General features: G+C 60.7%; 17 protein-coding genes. 5 read left to right on the forward strand and 12 right to left on the reverse strand.

Features of this window, described 5'->3' with window-relative positions; translation table 11 throughout:
- Nucleotides 1-3: 3 nt before the first annotated feature.
- The 6 genes from OU694_RS04245 to OU694_RS04270 form a co-directional block, all read right to left on the reverse strand.
- Nucleotides 4-3,492, reverse strand: coding sequence for an indolepyruvate ferredoxin oxidoreductase family protein (locus tag OU694_RS04245; protein WP_308909729.1), 3,489 nt, complete (start codon nt 3,490-3,492; stop codon nt 4-6).
- Between the two features lie 231 nt (nt 3,493-3,723).
- Nucleotides 3,724-4,158, reverse strand: coding sequence for a large conductance mechanosensitive channel protein MscL (mscL, locus tag OU694_RS04250; protein ID WP_308909730.1), 435 nt, complete (start codon nt 4,156-4,158; stop codon nt 3,724-3,726).
- An 82-nt stretch (nt 4,159-4,240) separates the two neighbouring features.
- Nucleotides 4,241-5,407, reverse strand: a complete 1,167-nt coding sequence (locus OU694_RS04255) for an isovaleryl-CoA dehydrogenase (RefSeq protein WP_308909731.1) — start codon at nt 5,405-5,407, stop codon at nt 4,241-4,243.
- A gap of 32 nt (nt 5,408-5,439) precedes the next feature.
- A complete protein-coding gene (locus tag OU694_RS04260; protein WP_308909732.1) occupies nt 5,440-7,440 on the reverse strand; it encodes an acetyl/propionyl/methylcrotonyl-CoA carboxylase subunit alpha in 2,001 nt (666 codons plus the stop codon).
- The gene (locus tag OU694_RS04265) at nt 7,440-8,225 is read right to left on the reverse strand and encodes an enoyl-CoA hydratase/isomerase family protein (protein ID WP_308909733.1); all 786 of its coding nucleotides are present in this window, start codon (nt 8,223-8,225) and stop codon (nt 7,440-7,442) included. The genes OU694_RS04260 and OU694_RS04265 overlap by 1 nt, the downstream gene beginning before the upstream one ends.
- 11 nt (nt 8,226-8,236) lie before the next feature.
- Nucleotides 8,237-9,844 (reverse strand): carboxyl transferase domain-containing protein, encoded by a 1,608-nt coding sequence (locus OU694_RS04270; protein WP_308909734.1) that lies wholly within the window; start codon nt 9,842-9,844, stop codon nt 8,237-8,239.
- Nucleotides 9,845-9,970: 126 nt separating this feature from the next.
- Between OU694_RS04270 and OU694_RS04275 the strand changes: the two genes are divergently transcribed.
- The 3 genes from OU694_RS04275 to OU694_RS04285 all read left to right on the forward strand — a co-directional run bounded on the left by OU694_RS04275 (nt 9,971) and on the right by OU694_RS04285 (nt 15,237).
- Nucleotides 9,971-10,840 carry a LysR family transcriptional regulator gene (locus tag OU694_RS04275; protein ID WP_308909735.1) on the forward strand — a complete coding sequence of 290 codons (870 nt, stop codon included), beginning with the start codon at nt 9,971-9,973 and terminating at the stop codon, nt 10,838-10,840.
- A 177-nt stretch (nt 10,841-11,017) separates the two neighbouring features.
- A complete protein-coding gene (locus OU694_RS04280) occupies nt 11,018-12,115 on the forward strand; it encodes an efflux RND transporter periplasmic adaptor subunit (protein ID WP_308909736.1) in 1,098 nt (365 codons plus the stop codon).
- Nucleotides 12,112-15,237 carry an efflux RND transporter permease subunit gene (locus OU694_RS04285; protein WP_308909737.1) on the forward strand — a complete coding sequence of 1,042 codons (3,126 nt, stop codon included), beginning with the start codon at nt 12,112-12,114 and terminating at the stop codon, nt 15,235-15,237. The genes OU694_RS04280 and OU694_RS04285 overlap by 4 nt, the downstream gene beginning before the upstream one ends.
- A gap of 6 nt (nt 15,238-15,243) precedes the next feature.
- On the opposite strand, the gene OU694_RS04290 is transcribed toward OU694_RS04285, so the two are convergent.
- From OU694_RS04290 to OU694_RS04315, 6 genes are all read right to left on the reverse strand, one after another.
- Nucleotides 15,244-16,416 (reverse strand): tetratricopeptide repeat protein, encoded by a 1,173-nt coding sequence (locus OU694_RS04290; RefSeq protein WP_308909738.1) that lies wholly within the window; start codon nt 16,414-16,416, stop codon nt 15,244-15,246.
- A 91-nt stretch (nt 16,417-16,507) separates the two neighbouring features.
- Nucleotides 16,508-16,906 carry a group III truncated hemoglobin gene (locus OU694_RS04295; RefSeq protein WP_308909739.1) on the reverse strand — a complete coding sequence of 133 codons (399 nt, stop codon included), beginning with the start codon at nt 16,904-16,906 and terminating at the stop codon, nt 16,508-16,510.
- A 123-nt stretch (nt 16,907-17,029) separates the two neighbouring features.
- Nucleotides 17,030-18,250 carry a threonine ammonia-lyase gene (locus tag OU694_RS04300; RefSeq protein WP_308909740.1) on the reverse strand — a complete coding sequence of 407 codons (1,221 nt, stop codon included), beginning with the start codon at nt 18,248-18,250 and terminating at the stop codon, nt 17,030-17,032.
- Between the two features lie 107 nt (nt 18,251-18,357).
- On the reverse strand, nt 18,358-19,224 hold the full coding sequence (locus tag OU694_RS04305) for an alpha/beta fold hydrolase (protein WP_308909741.1): 867 nt from the start codon (nt 19,222-19,224) through the stop codon (nt 18,358-18,360).
- A complete protein-coding gene (locus OU694_RS04310) occupies nt 19,217-20,767 on the reverse strand; it encodes a class I adenylate-forming enzyme family protein (protein ID WP_308909742.1) in 1,551 nt (516 codons plus the stop codon). Before OU694_RS04310 ends, OU694_RS04305 begins: the two co-directional genes overlap by 8 nt.
- Before the next feature lie 68 nt (nt 20,768-20,835).
- Nucleotides 20,836-23,112: a TonB-dependent receptor gene (locus OU694_RS04315; protein ID WP_308909743.1), complete on the reverse strand. Its 2,277-nt coding sequence runs from the start codon at nt 23,110-23,112 to the stop codon at nt 20,836-20,838.
- 164 nt (nt 23,113-23,276) lie between these two features.
- Between OU694_RS04315 and OU694_RS04320 the strand changes: the two genes are divergently transcribed.
- Entirely contained in the window at nt 23,277-23,936 is a 660-nt protein-coding gene (locus OU694_RS04320; RefSeq protein ID WP_308909744.1) for a TetR family transcriptional regulator, read from the forward strand.
- A gap of 94 nt (nt 23,937-24,030) precedes the next feature.
- Complete coding sequence (locus OU694_RS04325) at nt 24,031-26,244, forward strand: S9 family peptidase (protein WP_308909745.1); 2,214 nt, start codon at nt 24,031-24,033, stop codon at nt 26,242-26,244.
- Nucleotides 26,245-26,375 lie beyond the last annotated feature (131 nt).

Consider the following 26,375-nt stretch of genomic DNA (forward strand, 5'->3'; position numbering starts at 1 on the left):
CCGTTATTCCGCCGCGCTGGCCATCAGAGGAGCGGGTTCACCGCGCCATTTGGCCAGCAGGGCCGTCTTGGCCTGGGCAGCCGCCCGGGCATTTTCTTCTTTGACCGGGCCGAAGCCGCGGATCATGTCGGGCACACTGGCGATCTCGGTCGCCAGTGCCAGCTTGTCGGCAGTCAGCGAGCCGAGAAGTTCGGTCAGTGTCGCCTCGTACTCCGCGATCAGCGCCCGTTCCATCTTGCGTTCGGCCGTGTAGCCGACGAGATCGAGGGGCGTGCCGCGCAGACCCTTGAGTTTGGCGAGAAGGCGGAAGGCCTTGAAAATCCACGGGCCAAACTCGCGCTTCTTCGGACGGCCGGTTGCCACATCGTGGCCCGGCAGCAGCGGCGGTGCCAGATGCACGGAAAGGCGCATCTTGCCGTCGAACTGCGTATTCAGCTTGTCCATGAATTCAGGGCTCGAATAGAGGCGTGCGACCTCGTATTCGTCTTTGTAAGCAAGGAGCTTGGCATAATTGAGCGCGACCGCACGGGTGAGTTTCTCATCCTTTCCGCCGGCCTTCGCTTCGGCTGCACGCACCTTTTCGACGAGTGCATTGTAGCGGTCTGCATAGGCAGCGTTCTGGTAGGCCGTCAGATGCTTCACGCGGCTCGCGATGATCTCGTCCACGGTTTCCGGCAGCTTGGCTTTATCAAGCGTCGTGCCTTTCAGGACCTTCAGAACGGCATCGATATCGTGCGCCGCCATACGGCCCCAGAAGAAGGTGCGAAGGTTGCTTTCCACACCCACCTTGTTGAGGCGGATAGCGCCTTCGATGGCTTCGTAGGTCAGCGGGATCAGGCCCTTCTGCCATGCGTAACCAACAACGAAGGTATTGGTGGCGATGCTGTCACCCATCAGGGCAGCGGCAATTTCCTGCGCGGGCACGCGGAAACGCTTGTCCTCTCGGGTCACTTCATCCAGCTGCTTCTGCACCGCTGCCTGCTTGAAATCGATGTCCTTGTTGCGGACAAAGTCGGCAATCGGCGTGAGGTGCGAGTTGATGACGGCTGCCGAACGGTCAGCCCGCAGAACGCCGGTTGCATCCTTCGATGCCGCCACAATGCTGTCGCAGGCCAGAAGCGTGTGGGTACGGCCCGTCACGATCCGGGGCGAACGCAGCTTGTCGCTGTCTGCCGCGATCCGCACGTGGCTCAGCACCGCGCCGCCTTTTTGCGCAAGGCCGGTCATATCGAGGACGCTTGAGGCCTTGCCGTCAAGGTGCGCCGCCATGCCGAGGATGGCACCGACGGTCAACACACCCGTACCACCGATCCCGGTGACGAGGATATTGTAGTCGTCAAACTCGGGGTCGAAGTCCGGCAGTTTGGGCTCGGGCAGGGCAGGCAGGCCAAGCGTATCAAGCTCGCCAACGCCAGCCTTCGATTTGCGCGGCTTGCCGCCGTGGACGCTGACGAACGAGGGGCAGAAGCCCTTCACGCAGCTATAATCCTTGTTGCAGCTCGACTGGTTGATCACCCGCTTGCGGCCGAACTCGGTCTCCAGCGGTTCCACCGACACACAGTTCGATTGCACCGAACAATCGCCGCAGCCTTCGCAGACGGCATCGTTGATGAAGATGCGGCGGTCGGGATCTTCCATCAGGCCGCGCTTGCGGCGGCGGCGTTTTTCGGCCGCACAGGTCTGATCATAGATGATCGCGGTGACGCCCGGTGTTTCGCGCAGCTCTTCCTGCAGGCGCATCATCATCGAGCGGTCGTGGACCTCGACACCTTCCGGCAGCTTCACTAGCGCATAATCGCCCGGCTTTTCAGACGCGATAACCACACGGCCGACACGTTCCGACTTCAGCTGGTAGGCGATTTGCGGCACGGTGAGGCCGCCTTCGACTTCCTGCCCGCCGGTCATGGCGACAGCATCGTTGAAGAGGATCTTGTAGGTGATGTTCACCCCTGCCGCGACGGCCTGACGGATCGCAAGGCTGCCCGAGTGGTTATAGGTGCCGTCGCCAAGGTTCGCGAAGATGTGCTTTTCCTTGGTGAAGGGCGCCATGCCAACCCACGGAACCCCCTCGCCACCCATGTGGGTGAAGGTTTCGTTCCGGCGTTCCATATTGATGGCCATGATATGGCAACCGATACCGGCGGTCGCACGGCTGCCTTCCGGCACCTTCGTGGAGCTGTTGTGCGGGCAGCCCGAACAGAAATAGGGCGTGCGCTTGATTTCCGGCGTATAGCCTTCGGAAGCCCGGCGGCGCTCGGTGAAATAGTCGAGCTTGGCCTCGATATCCTTGTTCTTGTACAGGCGCGCCATGCGGGCGGCGATGACGTGGGCAATGATGCCGACATCAAGCTCGTTTTCAGGCGGCAGCAGCCAGTTGTCCTTCTCGTCGTGTTTGCCGACGACGAGCGGACGCACGTCCTCTTTCCAGTTATAGAGCTGCCAGCGCAGCTGGTGCTCGATCATCTCGCGCTTTTCTTCCACGACGAGGACTTCTTCAAGTCCTTCGCAGAAGTGGCGGACCCCTTCGGGCTCCAGCGGCCAGGGCATGCCGACCTTGTAGAGCTTCAGGCCGATTTCCTTGGCGACTTCCTCGTCGATGCCAAGCTCGTAGAGCGCCTGACGCACGTCCTGATAAGACTTGCCCGACGTGATGATACCGAATTTCGGCTTGGGGCTGTCCCAGATCACGCGGTCGATACCGTTGGCGCGTGCGAAGGCATGGGCAGCGAAGCCCTTGTAGCGTTGCAGTCGGAAATCCTGATCGCGCCATACATCCGGCCAGCGGATATTGAGGCCGCCTTCGGGCATTTCAAAATCGGTCGGCAGAATGATCGAGCGGCGTTCGTTCACGAGATCGACGGTGCCCGACGATTCCACGACTTCGGCGTTCGCCTTGAAGCCGACCCAGGTGCCGGTGTAGCGGCTCATGGCAATGCCAAGGAGGCCATATTCCACGAACTCGGAAATCGAGGCGGGATAGAGTTCCGGCATGAAGGCCGCCATGAAGTTATGGTCAACCTGATGCGGGATCGTGGAGGATTTGGCGCCGTGGTCGTCGCCGCCGATGCACAGCACACCGCCGTGCGGGGTGGTGCCGGCCGCGTTGCCGTGCTTCACCACGTCCATCGAGCGATCAAGACCCGGACCCTTGCCGTACCAGATGCCGAACACACCGTCATAGACCTTGTGTTCTTCATGAAGGTCAATCAGCTGGGTGCCCCAGACGGCCGTGGCGCCGAGGTCCTCGTTGATGCCGGGCACGAACTTGATGTTCTCGGGGTCGAGATATTTCTCGGCCTTCATCAGCTCCTGGTCATAGCCACCAAGCGGCGAGCCGCGATAACCGGAAATGAAACCTGCCGTGTTGAGCCCTGCTTCTGCATCGCGCCAGCGTTGAACCAGCGGCAGGCGCACCAGCGCCTGGACACCGTTCATATAGACGCGGCCGTCGCGACGGACATATTTGTCGGCAAGGGTTACCTTGTCAGTCATTGTAGTCTCCCGCCCCACTCCCTGGAAAAGGGAGGTATCAAGTTGCCAGAGTATGCCACTCAGTTGAGGAAATGAGCTTTCGAAGATTCGCTATTTTCGCAATGTTCGGGAAGCGAAACGCGGCCGGATTGAAATAAGCTTGTCCGGGGGCCGTATATTGTAACTTACTGCAGCGCAATAAAAAAGAGGCGGAGAATCCCGCCTCTTTCCTCATCGTTTGTTGAATTTAACTTACTTGGCCTGCGCTTTCAGAAGGTCGCGGATCTCGGTCAGCAGCACTTCCTCGGCGGGCGGGGCGGGCGGTTCGGCCGGCGCAGCGGGGGCTTCCGCCTCCTTGCGCTTGGCGGCATTCACGGCTTTGACCAGCATGAAGACCGCGAAGGCGACGATTACGAACTCGATCGCCACATTGATGAACTGGCCATAGGCAATCACCGGCACGCCAGCCGCCTTCACTTCTGCGAGAGGGGCACCAGCCTGCGTTTCGCCAAGGGCGACATAGAGATTGGAGAAATCGAGCTTCCCGAGCATGGGACTGATGGCGGGCATGATGATGTCGTTGACGAGCGACGACACGATCTTGCCGAAGGCGGCACCAATGATGATACCGACGGCGAGGTCGATGACATTGCCCTTCACGGCAAAGTCGCGGAATTCCTTGAGCATGAAATCAGTCTCCCCTTAAAGAATGAACGGTGCCGAAGCACCGCCCAGAGTAACACTGAATTTCATGATCCGGAAAAGCGTTTCATGCGGTCTCGGTGAAAAGCTCACGGCCGATCAGCATGCGGCGGATCTCGCTGGTGCCAGCACCGATTTCGTAAAGCTTGGCGTCGCGCCACAGGCGGCCGGTCGGATATTCATTGATATAGCCGTTGCCGCCAAGCGCCTGGATCGCTTCGCCGGCCATCCATGTGGCTTTTTCGGCGGAATAGAGGATGCAGCCAGCGGCATCTTTCCGGGTGGTTTCGCGGCGGTCGCAGGCGGCGGCGACGGCGTAGACATAGGCGCGGCAAGCGCCCCAGGTGGCATACATGTCGGCCAGCTTGCCCTGCATCAGCTGGAAAGTGCCGATGGGCTGGCCGAACTGCTCGCGCTCGTGCACATAAGGGATCACGGTATCGAGGCAGGCCCGCATGATGCCCAAGGGGCCGCCCGAAAGCACGACGCGCTCGTAATCCAGCCCGGACATCAGCACGCGGGCACCACGGCCTTCCTCACCCATCACGTTCTCGAACGGCACGAGGCAATCTTCGAACACCAGTTCGCAGGTGTTGGAGCCGCGCATGCCGAGCTTGTCGAGCTTCTGGGCGGTCGAAAAGCCCTTCATGCCTTTTTCAACGAGGAAGGCGGTGACGCCCCGCGCACCCGCGTCCATATCGGTTTTCGCATAAACCACCAGAACGTCGGCATCCGGGCCGTTGGTGATCCACATCTTGTTGCCATTGAGGAGATAGCCGTCGTTCCGTTTGTCGGCACGAAGGCGCATCGAAATGACATCCGACCCGGCGCCGGGCTCGGACATGGCCAGTGCGCCCACATGTTCGCCCGAAATCAGTTTCGGCAGATATTTGGCGCGCTGCTCGTCGTTGGCGTTCCGGACGATCTGGTTCACGCAGAGGTTCGAGTGGGCGCCGTAAGAAAGCCCGATAGCGCCAGACGCGCGGCTGATTTCTTCCATGGCGATCACATGGGCGAGATACCCCATGTTGGCGCCGCCGAATTCCTCAGGCGCGGTGAGCCCGAGCACTCCAAGCTCGCCGAGCTTGGCCCAGAGATCCGCCGGGAAGGCGTTGTTATGATCGATTTCGGCCGCGCGCGGGGCGATCTCGTCTGCGGCGAAGCGCGCGACCGTGTCGCGCAGCATATCGATTTCTTCCGAATGGTCGAACTGCAGGTGGGGGAACTCGAACATGGCTGGACTTCCTTGTTTTCTAAGGCTTGTTTTCAGGCTTCTTCGATAGTGAGGAGGAGGGCGCCGTCGGCCACCTGCTCGCCTGCGCGGGCAGCGAGGCCCTTCACGGTGCCGGCACGCGGGGCTGTCAGCGTCTGCTCCATCTTCATGGCTTCAAGGATGAGGAGCGGCTGGCCTTTCTCGACCACATCACCTTCCTTCACCTTTACTTCGAGCACCTTGCCGGGCATCGGGGTGACGATGGTGCCGGGGCCGTCCGCATCGTCATCATGAGCGCCGGCGCGGGCATGGCGTTTCAGGTGCCTCGTTGCGCGCGCGGTGACAATATGAACGTCGTCGTCGCCGGTGAGCGCGTGGAAATGCTCGGTCATCCCGTCGATCATGGCGCTGATGGCGGCACCGTCAGCGGCCAGCAATGAAACGGTTACGACTGTATCGCCGACCTCAACCCGGTAGGGCAGGCCACGACCAGTGACGGTCACTTTCACCGGCTCGCCTTCTTCTGCATCGAACAGGAAATTCTCGGCGGCGGGCAGGTTGACCTTGAAATTGTCGCGCACATCCCATGGGTCATGGGCTGTTGTGTGCGGGCGGTGGGCGATGATGGCGAGCGTTGCCAGCACATGATCCATCGCTGTCACGGTTTTCGCCGGAATGAGGGCCGCTTCATGCTCGGCAATGAAACCTGTGTGCACATCGCCCGAACGGAACACGGGATGGTCAAGCGCGCGGATCAGGAAATCACGGTTGGTGACGAGGGGCGCCACCGGCGTTTCTTCCATCAGGGCAATCAGCCGGTCGATGGCTGTAGCGCGGTCGGGACCGTAGGCGATCATCTTGGCGACCATCGGGTCATAATGGATCGTGACAGCGTCGCCGGCGCGCACGCCAGCGTCGATGCGGCAGCCGGGGCCGAGGGGGCGCATGGGATCGAAAAGGTCGATCGGGCCGGTCGCCGGCAGGAAGCCCTTGTCCGGGTCCTCGGCATAGAGGCGCACCTCGACCGCATGGCCTTTGACGGTCGCGTCGATTTCATCCTGCGTGCGGGGCAGGGCTTCGCCCTCGGCGACCTTTAGCTGCCACGCGACAAGGTCTTCACCCGTGATCGCTTCCGTCACCGGATGCTCCACCTGCAGGCGGGTGTTCATTTCCATGAAATAGAAGGGCGCTCCGTCGATCCCGTTTGCGACATCGACGATGAATTCCACCGTACCCGCACCGCGGTAACCGATAGCCTTGGCTGCACGCACGGCGGCATCACCCATGGCCCGGCGCATTTCGGCGCTGATGCCGGGGGCCGGGGCTTCCTCCACCACCTTCTGGTGGCGGCGCTGCAGCGAACAATCACGCTCGAACAGATGCACCGCATTGCCGTGGGTATCGGCAAAGACCTGCACCTCGATATGGCGCGGACGTTCGATCAGCTTCTCGATCAGCAGTGTGCCGTCGCCGAAGGAGTTTTCGCCTTCACGTTTTGCTGCGGCGACGGCTGCAGCAATTTCGCTCTCGCCGTAAACCTTGCGCATGCCCTTGCCGCCACCGCCGGCCACGGCCTTCAGAAGCACAGGGTATCCCACACGAGCGGCCTCGCGGGTGAGGGTTTCAAGGCTCTGGTCACCGCCGTGATAGCCCGGCACGACCGGTACTTTGGCTTCTTCCATCAGGGCTTTGGCCGCCCCTTTGAGTGCCATGGCGCGCATGGCGTCTGCCGTCGGCCCCACAAAGATGATCCCGGCGGCTTCGCAGGCCTCGGCAAAACCGGGGTTTTCGGAAAGGAAGCCGTAGCCCGGATGGATGGCATCGGCGCCTGTGCGCTTGGCAGCGTCCAGAAGCTTCGTGCCGACCAGATAGCTTTCACCGGCACTTGCCGGGCCGATATGGACGGCTTCGTCAGCGGCTTCCACATGCCATGCCTTGGCGTCAGCGTCGGAATAGACCGCAACGGTGCGGATACCCAGTGCTTTGGCGGTGCGCATCACACGGACGGCGATCTCGCCCCGATTGGCGATCAGGAGCTTTCTGATCTTGCGCATCAGGCGTCTCCCTTCCAGCTTGGGCTGCGCTTTTCAAGGAAGGCGGCGAGGCCTTCCTTGCCTTCGTCACTGGCGCGGCGATAGGCGATCCGTTCGGCAGTTTCCTCGCGGAGTTCGTCGTTGATTTCTTTGGAGGCCACGAAGCTGACAAGCGCCTTGGCGTCTGCCATCGCGCCGGGTGCGGCATCAAGGCAGTGGCTGACCCATGCTTCAACGGCTTTCTGCGCGGCTTCCATGTCTGCTGCCACTTCATGCACAAGGCCAATCCGTTGGGCGAGGGCAGCATCGAACCGCTCACCGCTCGTGAACAGCCGCCGGGCCTGCCGCGCACCGATGGCGGCCACCACGAAGGGGGAGATGGTGGCGGGCGTCAGGCCAAGCTTCACTTCTGAAAAGGCAAAGCGGGTGCCTTCAACGGCAACCACGAAATCGGCGCAGGAAAGCAGACCCGTACCGCCACCCATTACGGCGCCGTGCGCGATGGCGGCAACGGGTTTCGGGCATTCATACAGGGTATCGAGCATTTCGGAGAGGCGCATGGCATCGTCCAGATTCTGCTCGTAGTCATAATTGGCTGCCGCCTGCATCCAGTTGAGGTCAGCACCTGCCGAGAAGCTTTTGCCGCTGCCAGCCAGGACAATGGCCCGCACATCGGCCCGTTTGCCAAGGTCGGCAAAGGCATGGGTGAGGGCCGCGATCAGCTCGGCATTGAAGGCGTTATGCACATCGGGCCGGTTAAGCGTGACTGTGGCAACGCCGTTTTCAAGGAGATCGATATCAAGCATTCTGTCGTCTCCTACATGCGGAACACGCCGAAGCGTGTGTCTTCGATGGGGGCATTGAGGGCAGCCGAAAGGCCAAGCGCCAGCACACGGCGCGTGTCAGCCGGGTCGATGACGCCGTCGTCCCAGAGGCGGGCGCTGGCGTAATAGGGATGGCCCTGGGCTTCATATTGCTCGCGGATCGGGGCCTTGAAGGCCTCTTCCTCGTCCGGGCTCCAGCTGCCGCCCTTGGCTTCGATCCCGTCGCGCTTGACAGTGGCCAGTACGCCCGCCGCCTGTTCGCCGCCCATCACCGAGATGCGGGCATTGGGCCACATCCACATGAAGCGGGGCTGGTAGGCCCGGCCGCACATGCCATAGTTGCCGGCACCGAAACTGCCGCCGATGATGACGGTAAATTTGGGGACATTGGCCGACGCCACGGCGGTTACCATCTTGGCGCCGTCGCTGGCGATACCACCGTTTTCATATTTGCGGCCGACCATGAAGCCGGTGATATTCTGCAGGAATACGAGCGGGATCTTGCGTTGGCAGCAAAGCTCCACAAAATGGGCGCCCTTGAGCGCACTTTCCGAGAAGAGCACGCCATTGTTGGCGACGATGCCGACCGGCATGCCATGGATGTGCGCGAAGCCGGTAACGAGCGTTTCACCGTAAAGCTTCTTGAATTCATCGAAATGGCTGCCGTCCACGATCCGGGCGATCACTTCGCGCACGTCATAGGGCTGACGCACGTCCTTGGGGATCACGCCGTGCAGGGTGGCGGGGTCATAAAGTGGATCAACCGGTGCCCTGGTGACAACCGGCATTTCCTTGCGGCGGTTCAGGTTACCAACAATATGGCGGGCAAGGCCGAGCGCATGGGTGTCGTCCTTCGCCAGATGGTCGGCCACACCCGAGACACGGGCGTGCACATCACCGCCGCCGAGGTCTTCCGCCGACACCACCTCGCCGGTCGCAGCCTTCACAAGCGGCGGACCGCCAAGGAAAATGGTGCCCTGGTTCTGGACGATGATGCTTTCATCCGCCATTGCGGGCACATAGGCACCGCCTGCGGTGCAGGAGCCCATAACGACGGCGATCTGCGGGATGCCGGCAGCCGACATGCGCGCCTGATTATAGAAGATGCGACCGAAATGATCGCGGTCGGGGAAAACGTCATCCTGATTGGGCAGGTTGGCACCGCCGCTGTCGACGAGATAGACGCAGGGAAGCTTGTTTTCTGCAGCAATTTCCTGCGCGCGCAGGTGCTTCTTCACCGTGATCGGATAATAGGTGCCACCCTTGACGGTTGCATCGTTGCACACGACTACACATTCACGGCCCGCAATACGGCCAATGCCGGTGATGACGCCGGCAGCGGGGATTTCCTCGCCGTACATATTGTGCGCAGCAAGAGCGGACAACTCAAGGAAGGGTGAGCCGGGATCAAGGAGCGTCTGCACCCGTTCGCGCGGCAAAAGCTTGCCACGGGCCACATGCTTGGCGCGCGCCGCTTCGCTGCCGCCCTCGGCAATCCTGGCGGACAGGGCTTTCAGGTCGTCAACCAGTGCGCCCATATGGGCCGCGTTGGCCTTGAAGGCGTCGGAGGCGGGGTCGAGGGTGGATTTCAGCTGGCTCATCGAGCGGGTCTCCCAAGGTCAGGCCCGTATTTTTGCTGCGGCTTGGCAGGCTTGTGGCTGGCATCCTATCCGCGGCTCTGGTATTGGTACAGTTGAAAGCAAATATGGTTACGATAGATAGCATCTATGATTGATCTGTATCTTCTGCGCTATTTTCTGGCGGTTGTCGAAACCGGTTCGTTCACGCGGGCGGCGGAGCGGGTTTTTGTGACACAGCCGACCCTTTCCTCGGGCATCAAGAAGCTGGAAGCCGAGCTTGGCACCACGCTTTTTGACCGCTCAAGCAAGCGGGTGTTCCTGACGGATGCGGGCATCCGCTTCCTGCCGCGCGCCAAGGCAATACTCCATGAATGCAATCTGGCGATGGAAGCCGTGCGGGCGGTGGAAGAAGTGCCGGTGCTGCGGCTTGGGCTCCTGGGCACGCTCGGCAACCGGCAAGTGGAAGCCTTCGTGAGCGGCTACCGGGAACGCGGGCCGAAAGTGACATTGGAGATTTATGATGGCACCGAGCAGGAACTGTTGAACCGGCTGGACGACCGCAGCCTTGATTACGCGATCTCGATCTGGCGGGGCGATGACGGGCACGGAGCTACCCGGCTTGGCGGTGAGCCCTATGTTTTCATTCTGCCGCGCGATCACAAACTGGCGGGCCGCGACAGCCTGTCGGCGACAGATCTGTTTGAAGAGCGCATGATCGTGCGCAGCCGCTGCGAGGTCCTCTCCGAAACCAGCCGCTATTTCACCGACCATAATGTGCGCCCCCGGCTGGTTTATCGCACCCCCAACGATAGTAGGGCTGTGGCGATGGTGGCGGCGGGTGTCGGAGGGACTGTCGTTCCGTTCAGCCTTGCAGACGAACGGGTCGTCGCAAAACCCCTTGAAGGTTTCTCCTATCGGCGTGATCTGGCTTTGCTTAAACCGCGTTACCAGCCAACTCCTGCCATAGAACGTGTGGCGGGGGTTCTTGAACGTTGGGTTACCGACTTTTGGGGGTAGTCCGGTTTAGGTGAATGCCAAAGGATCACAGATATGTGATCCTGAAGTTATGCCCTCTACGTATAACGGACGCATGAAACTGCTTCTGACGATCGTATATCTACGAGGCTATAGAATTAGGGACATGGGCGCTGTATGTGGCGTCCGCATTTGATTTGATTTTTGGGGGTCGTCTGTATGTCGCGCGCGAAGGTTTATCTGTCCGGTCTGTTGGTCGCCGTTGTGGCGGGCAGCGCCTGGCTTCTGCTCTCTGATCCGAAAGGAGGCGAGGGAGAAGGCCGGGGCATGTCGGCTATCACGGTTCGGGCCGTTCCGGCGGAGAAGCGCCAGTTCGCGGACATTGTGGAAGCCATCGGTACGGCACGGTCCAAGGAATCCGTGGTGCTGATGTCGCGCGTTTCGGAAACGGTCAGCAAGGTCCTGTTCGATGACGGGCAGCTCGTCAAGGAAGGCCAGCTTCTGGTAAAGCTGACGGATGACGAGGAAAAGGCTGCCATCGAGGAAGCAGGCGCCTACCTGCGCGAGGCGCAGCAGCAGTATGAACGGGTGACCGACCTTGTGCGCCGGGGCAATGCCTCCACCGCAACGCTCGACAATGCCAAGCGGCAACTTGATGAAGCGCAGGCCCGGCTGGACGGTGCCAAGGCGCGGCTCAATGACCGCCGGATCGAGGCCCCCTTCGATGGCATTCTTGGCCTGCGGCAGGTGAGCGAAGGATCGCTCATCACCACCACGACCCCCATTACCACGATTGACCAGATCGATGTGATGCGGGTCGATTTTTCGGTGCCGGAGCGCTTCATCGCGGCCCTCAAACCGGGCCAGAGCGTTGACGCGCGTGTCGAGGCTTATCGGGGCGAGACCTTCAGCGGCAAGGTGACCACGGTCAACAGCCGGGTTGATCCGATCTCGCGGACCATCATCGTGCGCGCCGAGCTGGACAACAAGGACCTGCGCCTGCGCCCCGGCATGCTGATGACGGTGGAACTGACAAGCCGCACGTGGGATGGCATCGCGGTGCCGGAAGAAGCCGTGGTGCCGACAGCCGGCAAGGATTATGTCTTTGTCGTTGAAAATGGCATCTCGAACCGCAAGGAAGTGACGCTCGGCCTGCGCCGCCCCGGCTATGTCGAGATCACGAGCGGGCTCGAAGAAGGTGCCCTTGTGGTGACCGAAGGAACGCTGCGCCTTGGCAATGCCGATGTGCCGGTACGTTTGCTTGGCCAATCGACGGGCGCTGAAGCCGGCTCGAACACGGTGGAGGCCGCGCAATGATCCTCTCTGAAGTCTCGGTCAAACGGCCTGTCTTCGCCACCGTCATCAGCCTTCTGCTGATGGCATTCGGGCTTCTGTCCTTCTCCAAAATCTCTGTGCGTGAGCTGCCGGATGTGGACCCGCCGATCGTTTCGATCAGCACCGATTATCCTGGCGCCAATGCGGCGGTCATTGAAACCCGCGTCACCCAGCTTATCGAAAACGCGATTGCCGGCGTGGCCGGGATCAAGCTCATTGAATCGACGAGCCGTGACGGCCAGTCGAACATCGATATCGAGTTCAATCTGGACCGGGATATCGATGCTGCGGCCAACGACGTGCGCGACCGGATCAGCCGCATTCTCGATAACCTACCGGAAGACACGCAGCCGCCCGAGGTCTCGAAAGCGGATTCGGACACGCGTCCGATCATGTATTTCAACCTCACCAGCCCCTCGATGGATACGCTGCAGCTCACCGATTTTGCCGAGCGCAATATCGTCGACCGGCTGTCCGTGGTGGACGGCGTGGCGGCGATCCGGGTGACTGGGTCGAGCCGCTATGCGATCCGCATCCATCTGTCGAGGCAGGCCATGGCGGCACGCGGTGTGACTATCGGCGACGTGGAATCGGCCCTCCGGTCTGAAAACGTTGAACTGCCGGCCGGCAAGATCGAATCCATCCACCGCGACACGATCGTCCGTATCAACCGCGAATATACGCGCCCCGAGGAATTCAACGAGATCGTCGTGCGCCTGTCGAAAGACAATGGTCAGGGCGAATTTGTCCGGCTGGGTGACATCGCCCGCGTTGAACTTGGCAGCGAACGCGAACGTCAGGAGTTTCGCGGCAACGGCAACCCGCTCGTCGGCATTGCTGTGGTGAAGCAATCGACCGCCAATACGGTGGCCGTGGCTGAAGGTGTCCGACAGGAGGTGGAGCGTATCCGCCAGACGCTGCCTGAAAGCATGCGGCTCTTGTCCTCCTACGACAGTTCGGTCTTTATCGAGCGCGCGATTGACGAGGTCTATTTCACGCTCACTATCGCCATGAGCCTCGTGGTGTTGGTGCTTTATCTGTTCCTTGGCAATATCCGCACGGTGATTGTGCCGGCGGTGACGGTGCCTGTGTGCATCATCGCCAGCTTCTGGGCGCTGGCGGCGACCGATGTCAGCATCAACCTCATCACGCTTCTCGGGCTCGTGCTCGCCATCGGCCTTGTGGTCGATGACGCCATCGTGGTGCTGGAGAATATCTACCGCCGGGTTGAAGAAGGTGAGCCTGGCCTGCTTGCTGCCTATAACGGGGCGAAGCAGGTGGGCTTTGCAGTGATCGCCACCACGCTCGTGCTCATTGGCGTGTTCGTGCCGATCATGTTCCTGACCGGCAACGTCGGACGCCTGTTTGGCGAGCTGGCCATCACAATGTCGGCCGCTGTCGGCTTCTCGAGTATCGTGGCGCTGACACTGACCCCAATGATGTGCTCGCTTTTCGTGCGGCGCCGTCACAAGAAGCCGAAATTCGCCCAGTTTCTCGACCGTTTCTTCGCCCGCGTCCAGGATGGATATGGCCGCACACTGCAGGCCACGCTTGGCGCCAAGCCGCTCGTGATCCTGTGCTTTGTCGGTGCTTTTGCCGTGATCGGCGGGCTCGCCCGTCAGGTGCCGAGCGAACTGGCCCCCATCGAGGATCGCAGCATGCTGTTCCTCAATATCCGGTCGCCCGAAGGCGCGAGCTTCGATTTCATGCGTGAACGCGCCCGCGAGATCGAAACGCAGGTCCTGCCTCTTGTTGAAAAGGGCGAGCTGGAACGCCTGCTTGTGCGCGTTGAATCCGATGGCGGTTTCGGCTTCATCGTGATGAAGCCATGGGAGGAGCGCCAGCGTTCCGCCGGTGAAATTGCCGAGGAACTGCGCCAGAAGCTTGAAGCCAATGTGCCGGGTGTGCGCGCCATCCCGATCCAGACATCGGGCCTGTCGTCTTCGCGCGGCGGCGGATCGGATTTCGAGCTGGTCGTTGGCGCCAACACCTACGAAGACCTTGGCCGGTATCGTGATGTACTTTTCGAGGCCATCCAGAAATATCCGGGGCTGACGAACGCCGATATCGATTACCGCGAAGACCAGCCGCAATATGCAGTGAAGATCGACCGTACCCGTGCCGCCGACATGGGTGTATCGGTGCAGACCATCGGTTCGACGCTTGAAACCATGATGGGCGGTCGCCGCGTCACCACCTATGTGAGCGACGGTGAGGAGTATGACGTGATCCTGCAGGCCGAAGCGCAGGACCGCGAACAGCCGATGGATATGACGAACCTCTATGTGGCGACACAGGGGGGCGACCAGCTGGTGCCGCTTTCAAACCTTGTGAAGGTTGAGGAAGTCTCGGGCTCGGCAGCCCTGCGCCGCTTCAACCGCGTCCGGGCGCTGACCATCGAAGGCAACCTCGCGCCCGGCTACAGCATGGGCGAGGTGCTGGAGGATATGGTGGCGCTGGTGCGCAGCGAAATCCCCGATGCCACCTCCATCGATTACAAGGGCGCGACCCGTGAGTATGTGGAAGCTGGCTCGGACATCTATTTCACCTTCGCCATGGCGCTTGTGGTGGTGTTCCTGATTTTGGCCGCGCAGTTCGAAAGCTTCGTCCACCCGGTTGTCATCATGTTCACCGTGCCGCTCGCGGTAATGGGCGGGCTCCTCGGGCTGTATCTCGCTGGCAGTACGCTCAATATCTACAGCCAGATCGGACTTATCATGCTCATTGGCCTTGCCGCCAAGAACGGTATCCTGATCGTGGAATTCGCAAACCAGCTAAGGGACGAGGGCCTCGAAATTCGTGATGCGCTCATCGGTGCCTCGAAACTGCGCCTGCGGCCGATCCTGATGACCAGTCTGTCGACCGCGATGGGGGCCGTGCCGCTGATGTTTGCAAGTGGGGCGGGGTCAGCCAGCCGCCAGACGATTGGCGTCGTGGTGTTCGGCGGGGTGATCGTCTCCACCGTCTTCACCCTCTATATCGTGCCTGTTTTCTACGACATGCTCGCCAAATATACGAAGTCACCCGGCTTCGTGGCCGAGAAGCTCAAGAAGCAGCAGCGCGAAGAAGAGGGTGGCACCCCGACGGGCGCGCCAGCTGAGTGATAGGAATCAGGTTGAGGGTACAGGCTTGAAGCGTCCGATCCGGGTTTCCAAAGCCGTGATCTCCGCCGCTGAAAGCTGTGCCCTCAATTGATCGACGATAGGCTTCGCGCCTGGCATGCCGTTATTTTCTGAGAGACGTTCCCAGAAGTAGGCCTCAGCAATGTTAACCGGGATATATTTTCCGGTCCTGTAGTGATATGCCACAGCCGATTGCGCGGGAGCATTGCCAAGTCTGGCGGCCCGGTGGAAATATTGTATCGCAAGTGCAGGATTGGCAGGAATTCCAAGCCCACGTTCGAGCATAAACCCGAGATCCATAAGTCCATCCGGATTATTCACGGCGACGAGGGCTTCATATATTTCAACCAGGGTGGCGATATGTGCTTCCGGTAGGGGATCTGCCGAGACAAGAAGCTCGTTATAGCCGTACAGGTGGCCCAGCGTTAGCAGGTTCTGACTAGCCTCAGTGGATGCCGCAGCCCCTAGCAGTTTCTTGTAGCGGCTGTCATCTTTTTCGCCCGTCAGGCCTTCCTTCTCGATAAAGGCAAGATATCCCTCAGCGCTGTCATAGGGAAACGCGGCAAGTTCCGTGAACAGTTGATGTGCCCTCACGAAATCCTGTTTTGTGCCACGGCCGTTCAGGATGTAGCGAGCCAGAGAAAACTTCGCCGTCACGCTGCCCAGGGACGCGCCCTTTTCAAATAGCTCGACTGCTTTTTCCTGATCCTCCGCTACGCCAATACCGAACGCATAGGCATTTGCCAGTTTTTGTATCGCCACAACGTTGTTGGCAGTCGCGCCTTTCACAAATTGATCCAGAAGATATTCGAGAAATTCTCGTTCGCCATCAGGTCTGGTCCGCATCAGTTCGAGATGCGCTTCGGCAAGGTTGGCCATCATTCGGTCGCTGCTTTTCATCTGCTCACGAAGTGCAAACTTGTATTTATGAATCTCACCGGCACGGGTGACTTCGATGATGCGTTTTCGCCTTTCATCCGAGAAATCGACCCACAATGGAGGATGCGAGGGGCGGTCGTTTGCGTCTCCCTTCGGGGCAACGTTGGTTGGCTCGCTGACTATCTGTTCGGTGTTTGCACTTGATGGCTCGGGTTCATGTAGCAGAAAATAACCGACCCCAACGAGTTGCAGAAGGATCACAAAAGCCAGAAACTTGTTCATGCCGTCTTCCCTGAATGCGCGTCATGGTGCAACCATGGCGGAAATGGAAGGCGGGAACAAGGCGGATTGAAGGCCCGATCCGGGCGTCAGGTTACTCTGCCGCGCGGGAGACGAGGTCTTCGGGGCTGAAGAAGAGGGAAAGCTTCAGGCTTTCGCCGATGCGGGCGGCTTTTTCCTGCAGGTTGGCGGCGTCTTGCGGGGTCATCAGTTCGTTCGTTGTCTCGGCCCAGAGGGCAAGCCAGCGGTCGAACATTTCGGGGCGTATATGCGCCTTGTGCTTCATGTGCGCCGGCATCGGGCGGCCCTTGTAGCGGCCGCTTGTCAACATCACCGACGACCAGAAAGCGGACAATTGCTCCAGATGATGGGGCCAGTCGGAGATCGCGTTATTGAAAATCCAGCCGATCATGTCGTCGGCGCGGACGCGGGTGTAGAAGGCGTCCACGAGCCGGTCAAGGCCTTCGTCATTGAGGGGCAGGGGCGGTGTCATCGCTGTCTCGCTTTAAGCTGTATTTAAAATACATCTATTATGGCGAGCCCGACGACGCAAGCAGAATGCAGCAGGTGCGGCAATCCGCCCCGTCACGTTCGGGTGAGCGGGGCGGGTGTCCGGTTATACGGTTTTGGCGGCGCTTACCGAGAAGCCGACGGCTTCCAAGGCCTCGACAAGCCGGTCCGCGTGGGCGCGGTCCTTGGTTTCGACCACCAGCTCCATCTCGGTCATTTTCAGCGAAACGGCGCCGAATTCGCGCTGATGCTTCACCTCGATGACGTTGGCGCCAAGCCGGGCGACGACTTCCGTGACGCGGGCGAGGTTGCCCGGCTGGTCCATCATCTCGATCCGGAGGCGGGTCAGGCGGCCGTCGCGCGCCATGCCGCGCATGATGGCGGAGGCCAGAAGGCGGCTGTCGATATTGCCGCCCGTGAGCACGATGCCGACCTTGCGGCCGTGGAAATATTCCTTGTAGTGCATCAGCGCGGCGAGCCCGATGGCACCGGCGCCTTCCACCACCACCTTCTCGACTTCCATCATCAACAGGATAGCTGCTTCGATACGGCTTTCGGGTACGATCAGGATGTCATCGACGAGCGCCTTGACGACCTCGCGGGTTTTCTCGCCCGGCTTTTTCACGGCGATGCCTTCGGCCACGGTAACGGACGAACCCTTGAGGTCGGTGCCGTCGACAACCGCTTTCATCGAGGGGAAGGCTTCGGTCTGCACGCCCACCACCCTGATGCCCGGCTTGATGGCCTTGGCGATGGTGGCGATGCCCGAGATGAGCCCGCCGCCGCCGATCGGCACGATCAGGGTATCGAGCTCCGGGCAGTCCTCGAGCATCTCGAGGCCAACCGTACCCTGGCCTGCCATCACCATCGGGTCGTCGAAGGGATGGACGAAGGTCAGGCCTTCCTTCTCGGCAAGGTCATAGGCGGCCTGTGTTGCTTCCTCGAACGTCTTGCCGGCAAGCACGACGCGGGCGCCAAGCTCTTCGGTGCGCTTCACCTTGTTGAAGGGGGTGCCTTCAGGCATCACGATGGTCGCCGGGATGCCAAGGCGGCCGGCATGGAAGCTGACGCCCTGCGCATGGTTGCCGGCGGACGCGGCAATCACGCCGTTCGTATCCTTCGGCAATGACAAGAGCTTGTTCAGCGCGCCGCGCTCCTTGTAGGCAGCAGTGAACTGGAAAATCTCGAACTTCAGCCAGACGTCGGCGCCCGTGATGGCGCTGAGCGTGCGGGAGTGATGCATCGGTGTGTGCGGGATGGCGCCTTTGATGGCCATGGCCGCGCAGCGCACATCTTCAGCATTGATGGGCAGTTTTGCATCGGTCATGGGGGCCTCCTCGGTCATTGTTCACAGGCGCGAGGCGGACAGGCCTGCGCCGGACTGCTGCTTTGCCACAGTCCGGCCCCGCCTGTCCATGGCTGAAATGAAAGGGTTTACGTGCCTTTGGCGATCACCGCGTCGATGGCGGCGAGGCATTCGGGCTCATTCAGGATCGGCGTGTGGCCGACATTCGGGATGGTGACGGCGACCATGCCCTCGTGGCGGCGCCCCATCTCTTCCATCGTCTCGGCCGACAGGAGATCGGAAAGCCCGCCGCGCAACACGGCAAGCGGCGTGCCCTTCAGGCTTTCAAACGCGGGCCAGATATCGGTCGGGGCGGCCTCCGACGTCGCATTCTTAAAGGGAAGGGCGATGTTCGGGTCATAATCAAGGATCGGATGGCCGTCCTTTTCGACGAAGATCTTGCGGGTGAAGCTGTCCCACTCGGCGTCCGTGAAATCGGGATACACGTCCGCCGCCATGGCCTTCACACGTTGGGTGGCTTCGGTCCAATCCTTCTCCGGGGTGATCTTGCCGACATAACCCTTGATGCGCTCGATGCCTGTCTGCTCGATCACCGGGCCGATGTCGTTGAGCGTCGCGGATTTGAAGAAGCCGGGCTTCATCGAGGAGATGATCATCGTCATCAGCCCGCCGAGCGAGGTGCCGACGGCATGTACGCGGGTGGCGCCTGCATCCGCCAGCAGCGTGAACATGTCGCCAATATAGGTGCCGGGATGGTAGTTCGCCGGGTTTGGGTCCCAGGCCGAAAGGCCGCGCCCGCGTTGCTCGGCAACCAGCACCCGGTAGCGCCCCTTCAGGTGATCGGCCACCTCGGTGAAGTCGCGCGCGTTGCGGGTCAGGCCCGGCATGCAAAGGACCGTCTCAACACCGTCCCCGGTGCCGGCCGCATCATAATCGCGGTAATGCAGGCGCAGGCCATCGCTGCTGGTGTAATAGCGGTCCTTGTAATCAGCCATAGTGTCGGTCCTTGTAGCGTTCACGCAGGTCGCGTTTCAGGATTTTGCCATTGGGATTGCGAGGCAGTTCAGCGGTGAAATCGACCGCCGTCAAGCGTTGCTGCCGCCCGAGCCGCGCATTAGCCCAGTCGAGCAGGGCTTTGGCGTCGAGTTCAGCCTTGCAAACAACGACGGCGAGCGGGGTTTCGCCCCAGCGTTCGCTTTTCACGCCGATGACTGCTGCTTCGCTGACAGCCGGATGTTCCATCAGTACGGCCTCGATATCCTGCGGATAGATATTCTGCCCGCCCGAGAGGATCATGTCCTTCTTGCGGTCGACGATGTACAGATAGCCGTCCTCGTCAAAGCGGCCGATATCGCCCGTCCTCAGCCATCTGTCGCCGTGGGGGTCGGTCCATGTGGCCTCCGCCGTGGCTTCGGGCCGGTTCCAATAACCGGGCATGACGATACGCCCGCGACCGACGATCTCGCCCGCAGTTCCGGCTGGGACTTCGATGCCTTCATCATCGATCAATTTCAGTTCGGTGCCCATAAGCGGCAGGCCGACCGACGCCCAGCGGCCTTCAGCATCTTCGGGATCGAGTGTGGTGATCAGTCCTTCGGTAAGCCCGTAAAGCTCGATCACCTTGGGGCCAAGCCGTGCGAACAGGCGACGTTTCAGGTCGGCATGCAGGGGCGAGCCACAGCTCATGACGGCCTTGAGGGATGAAAGGTCAAAATCCACTTCATCAGGCACGTCCAGAAGGCGCTGATACTGGATCGGCACCATCGAGAAATGGCTGATACGGTCATCTTCGATCCGCTGCAGCACGCGCCGGGCATCGAAGCCGTTCTCGATATAAAGTGTGCCACCACAAAGGAGGGTCGCCAGAAAACCGACCCAGCTGATGTTTGAATAAAGGCCGATGGTGAATAGCGTGCGGGCGGCGCTATCGTACCGCAGCGTAATCGCCAGGTCGCGTGCCCAGTTCAGTCGCCCGGCCTGCGTATGCACGATGCCCTTGGGCAGACCCGTGGTGCCGGACGAATAGATGATGTTCATCGGTGTTGCCGGTTTCACGTCCGGCAAAGTGTCGGGGCAGGGGCCGTGATCGAAGAGACTGGCGAAATCCATCCATCCGGCAGGCAGGTCTGCGTCCGCCGTGATCCAGCGAATGCCTTGAAGGCGGGAGACAAGCGGCTGCAGGCGCGCGATCTGGTCACCCGTGGCGATCACGGCTTTGGCGCCCGCGTCCTTCAGCATGTTTTCAAGCGCGGCGTCACTGACCGACAGGTTGATCGGCACCGAGGTGAGGCCGGCGGCGATACAGCCGATCAGCGCTTCGGCCATTGGCGCCCCGTTCGACATCACGATGCCGACGCGGTCACCTTCATCAAGGCCGAGCGTGCGAAGCGCATGGGCAAGGCGGTTCATGCGGGCTGTGAGTTCACCCCAGGTGAGCCGCACGCCTTCGGCCACAAGGGCCGTCTTGCTGGCACGCTGCCGCCCGTGAAGTGCGAGAATGCGGGGGAACAAGGGTGCCCTGTCATCGAATGCGGACATGATTGCCTCGACGCCTGGATGAACCGGGGAGAAGGCAGGGGCCGAAGCCCCCGCCTTGGACTATTGGATCAGAACTTCACGCCGACCGTGGCCGTAACGGTCCGCGGCGGGCCGTAGAAGGCCGTGACGTTGTTTTCAAGCCCGAGGGCCGCATAGGGTGCGCCGAAGGTGTAACCTGCAGTCTTGTAGCGCTCGTCAAACAGGTTGCGGGCATGCAGGCCGACATTCCAGCGGGCATCTTCCGAGGTCCAGACGATGCTTGCGTTGAAGATGTCGTAGGCTTTCTGGTCGATTTCCGGGGCAGCAGTTTCAAACTGCTGGATCTTGCCCTTGTGCGACCAGTTGGCGTTCAGGTTGACAGCACCGCTCGCCAGCGGGATCAGATAGTTCAGGCCCACGTGGGACATGAATTCCGGCGTGTTCTGGACCTTGCGCTGATCGGCCACGTTCACGTCGTTGACGATCCATTCCTTGATCTTGGCGTCAAGGATATTGAGCGTGGTTTGCAGGGTGAAGTTTTCGGTGAGCAGGAATTCGCCTTCAAACTCGATGCCCTTGATGGTGGCGCGGCCGGCGTTCGTCACGGTGCCGACAAAGCCATCGTTCACCCCGTCGTTGTTCGAATCGATCGGCAGCGAACCGGGGATCTGCATGTCTTTGTATTTGCTCGAGAAGAGGGCAATGTTCGTGCGGGCGCGGCCATCCCACCAGGTGGACTTCAGGCCAAGCTCGAAGCTGTCCAGATGCTCGGGCTCGAAGCCCGAGGCAACTTCCGGCGAAGCGAAGTTGGCGCCGCGCGGGTCGAAGCTGCCGGCCTTGAAGCCGCGGCTGTAGGACGCATAAGCCGTCGCTTCGTCCGAAAGGTCATAGTTCACGGCAAAACGCGGCGAGAAGTCATGGAAGGTCCGCTCGGCTTCAAAGTCGCTGGTGGCAGCGATGAGAACGGCGGAGCTGTTGCCGAGGAACGGCGAGCCGACGCCGAAATAGTTGGCGCGATAGACATCTGCCGAACGCTTGTCGGTCGTGTAACGGCCGCCGACCGAGATCGAGGCTGCCTCGGTGATGTCGTAGGAAACATCGGCAAACAGCGACCATGCCTTGGTGTCCACCGTGCCGCCCGTGTAGGCGGTCAGCGGCAGGCCGTAAACCACGCGGCCGGTCTGGCCGAGCACCACGTCAAAGTCGTTCGAAGCAGTGGCGTCAAGATAGTAGAAGCCGAGCACACCATTGAGCTTTTCACCGGTGTAAAGCAGCTGGAATTCCTGGCTGAACTGCTCGTTGTCGTAAACAACCGGTGCATCCATGTCATCGACCGGCAGGCTGTCGAAATCGATGACCGATTCGGTATAGTCCTCACGGTAAGAGGTGATGGACTTGAAGGTCACATTTTCGGACGCGGTCCATTCGATCATGCCATTGACACCCTTGGCATGAACCTCGTTGTTGCCATCGATGCCGGCCGTGGAAGCGTTGGTGGCAGCACCGGCCGTGGTGTCATACACATCTTGCATCACGGCTTCGCCGCTCACCACCGCCGGGTTGACGCGGTGGCCGGCCACGGGATTGGAATCATCGTCCGTGTAATCGGCAGCGATGCGGATGAACAGGTCTTCGCTCGGCAGGAATTCAAGGCTCGCACGGGCTGCAAAGACCTGCTTGTTATAGTTATCCTTGCCGGTCGTCAGGTTTTCACCGAAGCCGTCGCGATTGAGCGAGGCAACAGCGCCGCCGAAGCGCACCTTGTCGCCCAGCGGCGCGGAAACCTTGGCGATCACGTCGGCCTGATTATAGGAGCCATAGGAGGCACGAACCGAGCCGCTGAATTCGTCGTCCAGCCGTTTCGTCACATATTTGATGGCGCCGCCGACGGCGTTCCGGCCATAGAGCGTGCCCTGGGGGCCACGCAGCACCTCGATCCGTTCGACATCATAGATATCGAGGAGAGCTGCCTGCGGGCGGGCGAGATAAACATCGTCGATATAAAGCGCCACGCCTTGCTCGAAGCCGGCGAGCGGATCCTGCTGGCCCACGCCGCGGATGAAGGCAGTGAGGGTGCTGTTGGTGGCACGCGACGGTTCGATCGTCACGCTCGGCGCGATTTGCGCGATATCCGAGATATCGGTGGCGCCGCGCAGTTCCAGCGCTTCGGACGAGAAGGCGGTAACGGCAACCGGCACATCCTGCAGGCTTTCCTCGCGGCGACGGGCGGTGACGACGATTTCTTCAAGCGAGAGACGCTCTTCCGCACCGGCATCCTGTGCCAGTACGGGCGCGGACGTGGCAAGGAGCGCCGCGGCGCAGACACCCTGCAGATAGAGCCCGACTGTAGATTGATTGCGTAGCATGGATTGGTTCCTCCCCAGGAATGCAGACAAGGCAAATCACCCCATCCTCCATACCCATTGAAATTCAACATGTGTTGAAATGTCAAACAGGAAATTCAATGAGCGTTGAAATCGGATGCGGAATCCGTCACGCTGTCGCCGCAAAGCCACAGATGGGGGTTCCTATGGCGCTCAAACCCGCAGGCAAGGACCAGCAACGGCGCAAGGACAGGATCCTTGACGCTGCCGAAATCCTGTTTGCCAAGCATGGCTTCGACGGGGTGACGCTGCGCAAGGTGGCCGCACTTGCCGAAGTTGACCTCGCGCTTGCGAGCTATCACTTCGGATCGAAGCAGGGGCTGTTCGACGCTGTACTGCTGCGCCGCGCTGAAGTGCTGAACGAACGGCGTCTGGCAGCGCTTGAGGCCTGCGAGCGGGCGGCTGCCCCGAAGGCGCCGCCGGTGGAGGAAATCGTACGCGCCTTCCTCGCGCCGATGTTTGCCGCCGATCTCGCCCGCGATCCGGGCTGGCAGCATTATTTTGAACTGATCGCCTATGTGAACAACGCGCACGACATGGGCGGGCGGGTGATGACCCAGTTCTTCAATCCGCTCGTTGTGCGTTTCATGGATGTGTTCAAGCGCGCCATGCCGGATACGCCGCCGGAGCAGATCTACTGGTCCTATCATTTCATGTCGGCAGCCCTGTCGCTGACCTTCGCCCAGACCGAACGGATGAAGATCCTGTCGGGCGGTGCCATCGATACCCGCGATCTGGAAGCTGCGGTGGAGCAGATGATTCCCTTTGTAACAGCCGGTTTCGAGCGTCTCTGCAAAACAGCCTGACACCGGGGCCGCGCCGATTCCGGTTGGAGGTCGGCGGCGGGCTCTGCTATGCCCGAACCTTATTCATATAAGAATGAACGGGGGAGGATCAGGCATGATCGAAAGACTGGCGAAGGCGGCCGTGCTCGCGGCGATGATCGGAGGAGGAGCCATGGCGGCGGAAACGGAGCTGACGGTTGAGCGTCTTGAAGCAAGCCCCGCGCTTTCCGGCCCCAATGTGCAGGGCCTCAAATTTTCCCCCGATGGCAAGCGACTGACCTTCCTGCGCGGCAGCGCCGACGAGGCCGCCCGGCTGGACCTTTGGGAATATGACCTCGAAAGCGGCGAGGCGTCGCTTCTGGTTGATTCCGCCGCGATGCTTGATGGCTCTGAGGAAGTGCTGAGCGAGGCCGAGAAGGCCCGGCGCGAGCGCGACCGCAGCCTGACAGGCAAGAGCGGCATCGTCAGCTACGACTGGAACGCAGAAGGTGACGCGCTTCTCATCCCGCTCGGCGGTGACCTTTATGTGCTGCCGGTCGGCGGCAAGGCCCGCCAGCTGACGGCAACCGATGCCTTCGAAGGTGACGCCCGTTTCAGCCCGGACGGCAAATATGTCTCCTTCGTGCGCGACCGTGACCTTTACGTCGTCGAGGTGGAAACCGGCGCCGAGACACGCCTGACAACAGCTGAAAGCGAAACGGTTTCGAATGGCACGGCCGAGTTCGTGGCAGCCGAGGAACTGGGCCGTTACAGCGGCTACTGGTGGTCGCCCGACAGCAAGACCATTGCCTTTGCCCGTGTGGACGAAGCACCTGTCATGCTGCTGCAGCGCTATGAAGTGAATGACGATGGCGGCGTTACCTCCATCGAACAGCGCTACCCGAAGGCCGGCACGGCAAACGCCGAGGTCAGCCTTGGCCTGGTGCCCATCGATGGCGGTGCCACGCTCTGGGTCAATCTGGGTAAGGACAAGGATATCTACCTCGCTCGTGTGAACTGGGCGCCGGATTCGAAAACACTGCTTGTGCAGCGCCTGAGCCGCAATCAGGAAAAGCTTGATGTCTTGCGCGCCTCGGCGGCGACCGGGTTGACCGACGTCCTGATGAGCGAGACAAGCGATATCTGGGTCAACCTGACTGACGATCTCACCTTCCTGCCCGATGGCCGGTTTGTATGGACGAGCGAACGGACCGGTTTCCGCCATATCTATCTATCGAACGGGGTGAACGGCGACCTGAAACAGCTGACAAGTGGCGACCGGGTTGTGGATTCCGTCCTCAAGGTCGATGCAGATGCGGGCCTCGTCTATTTCGCCGGCTGGATGGAAAGCCCGCTTGAACAGCATCTCTATAGTGTGCCGCTCGCTGGCGGGCAGGTGCGGCAGGTGACGCTGGAAGAAGGCTGGCATGATCCAGTGGTAGGGGCAGGGGTCTTCATCGACAAATTCTCGAGCCCCGACCAGCCCCCGCAAGTGATGGTGCGCGACCTGAAGGACGGCACCACCCGTTTCGCGGTGATAGAGAACAAGCTGGATGACAGCCATCCCTATGCTGCCTTTGCGGCGAATCGCGCCAACACCGAATTCGGCAGCTTCGAGGTGGCGGACGGCACTTTGCTTCACTACCGGCTGTATCTACCGGCGGATTTCGATGCTGGGCAGCAATATCCGCTGATCCTCAACCCTTACGGCGGGCCGCATGGGCAGCGCGTGAAGAAAAGCTGGTCGCTCGATTTCAACGAAATCCTGGCGCGCCGGGGCTATGTGGTGATGGTGATCGATAACCGGGGCATGTGGAACCGTGGCCTGAAATTCGAGGCCGCCGTCAAGAATGCCATGGGCACGGTGGAAATCGCCGATCAGGTGGCGGGCGTCGAGCATCTGGTGAAGGAAGGTTATATCGACCGGGAGCGAGTCGGCTTCTGGGGCTGGTCTTATGGCGGCTATATGACCCTGATGGCGCTGTCGCGGGCGCCGGATGTGTTCAAGGCCGGCATGGCGGTGGCGCCCGTCACCGACTGGCGGCTTTACGACACGGCCTATACAGAACGCTATCTGGGCATGCCGGACGCACCGGGTGATGTGTATGAGAAAAGCTCCGTCTTTGCCCATCTGGACGGGCTGAAAGGCAAGCTCCTGCTCATTCACGGCATGGCGGACGATAACGTCTTCTTCGATAATTCGGTGCGCCTGATGGGGGTGCTTCAGGCCAATATCGTGCCGTTCGAGCTGATGACATACCCCGGCAAGCGCCATGGCATCCAGGGCGAGGCCGTGCGGGCGCATCTGTGGGGCAGGGGCCTCGATTTTTTCGAACGCAACCTGAAATAACCACGTCATTTTCGGGGTTTAGTTTAATGGGGAGGCACGACGTGTCTCTCCATTGTCTTTTAGTATCAACGACTTAGTAATTTTGTGCAATGCAACAAAAATACCCTTGACACTTTGGTGCAGTGCACATA

Origin of the sequence: Pseudokordiimonas caeni (genome assembly GCF_026719705.1) — a bacterium.
Taxonomy (GTDB): domain Bacteria; phylum Pseudomonadota; class Alphaproteobacteria; order Sphingomonadales; family Kordiimonadaceae; genus Gimibacter; species Gimibacter caeni.

Excerpts from the sequence above, each read along its gene's own strand:
- OU694_RS04320 (WP_308909744.1), top strand. The coding sequence starts at position 23,277 with ATGGCGCTCAAACCCGCAGGCAAGGACCAGCAACGGCGCAAGGACAGG.
- OU694_RS04275 (WP_308909735.1), top strand. The coding sequence starts at position 9,971 with ATGATTGATCTGTATCTTCTGCGCTATTTTCTGGCGGTTGTCGAAACC.
- OU694_RS04305 (WP_308909741.1), bottom strand. The coding sequence starts at position 19,224 with ATGGCTGATTACAAGGACCGCTATTACACCAGCAGCGATGGCCTGCGC.
- mscL (WP_308909730.1), bottom strand. The coding sequence starts at position 4,158 with ATGCTCAAGGAATTCCGCGACTTTGCCGTGAAGGGCAATGTCATCGAC.
- OU694_RS04280 (WP_308909736.1), top strand. The coding sequence starts at position 11,018 with ATGTCGCGCGCGAAGGTTTATCTGTCCGGTCTGTTGGTCGCCGTTGTG.
- OU694_RS04245 (WP_308909729.1), bottom strand. The coding sequence starts at position 3,492 with ATGACTGACAAGGTAACCCTTGCCGACAAATATGTCCGTCGCGACGGC.
- OU694_RS04325 (WP_308909745.1), top strand. The coding sequence starts at position 24,031 with ATGATCGAAAGACTGGCGAAGGCGGCCGTGCTCGCGGCGATGATCGGA.
- OU694_RS04265 (WP_308909733.1), bottom strand. The coding sequence starts at position 8,225 with ATGCTTGATATCGATCTCCTTGAAAACGGCGTTGCCACAGTCACGCTT.
- OU694_RS04260 (WP_308909732.1), bottom strand. The coding sequence starts at position 7,440 with ATGCGCAAGATCAGAAAGCTCCTGATCGCCAATCGGGGCGAGATCGCC.
- OU694_RS04285 (WP_308909737.1), top strand. The coding sequence starts at position 12,112 with ATGATCCTCTCTGAAGTCTCGGTCAAACGGCCTGTCTTCGCCACCGTC.
- OU694_RS04255 (WP_308909731.1), bottom strand. The coding sequence starts at position 5,407 with ATGTTCGAGTTCCCCCACCTGCAGTTCGACCATTCGGAAGAAATCGAT.
- OU694_RS04310 (WP_308909742.1), bottom strand. The coding sequence starts at position 20,767 with ATGTCCGCATTCGATGACAGGGCACCCTTGTTCCCCCGCATTCTCGCA.
- OU694_RS04290 (WP_308909738.1), bottom strand. The coding sequence starts at position 16,416 with ATGAACAAGTTTCTGGCTTTTGTGATCCTTCTGCAACTCGTTGGGGTC.
- OU694_RS04295 (WP_308909739.1), bottom strand. The coding sequence starts at position 16,906 with ATGACACCGCCCCTGCCCCTCAATGACGAAGGCCTTGACCGGCTCGTG.
- OU694_RS04300 (WP_308909740.1), bottom strand. The coding sequence starts at position 18,250 with ATGACCGATGCAAAACTGCCCATCAATGCTGAAGATGTGCGCTGCGCG.
- OU694_RS04270 (WP_308909734.1), bottom strand. The coding sequence starts at position 9,844 with ATGAGCCAGCTGAAATCCACCCTCGACCCCGCCTCCGACGCCTTCAAG.
- OU694_RS04315 (WP_308909743.1), bottom strand. The coding sequence starts at position 23,112 with ATGCTACGCAATCAATCTACAGTCGGGCTCTATCTGCAGGGTGTCTGC.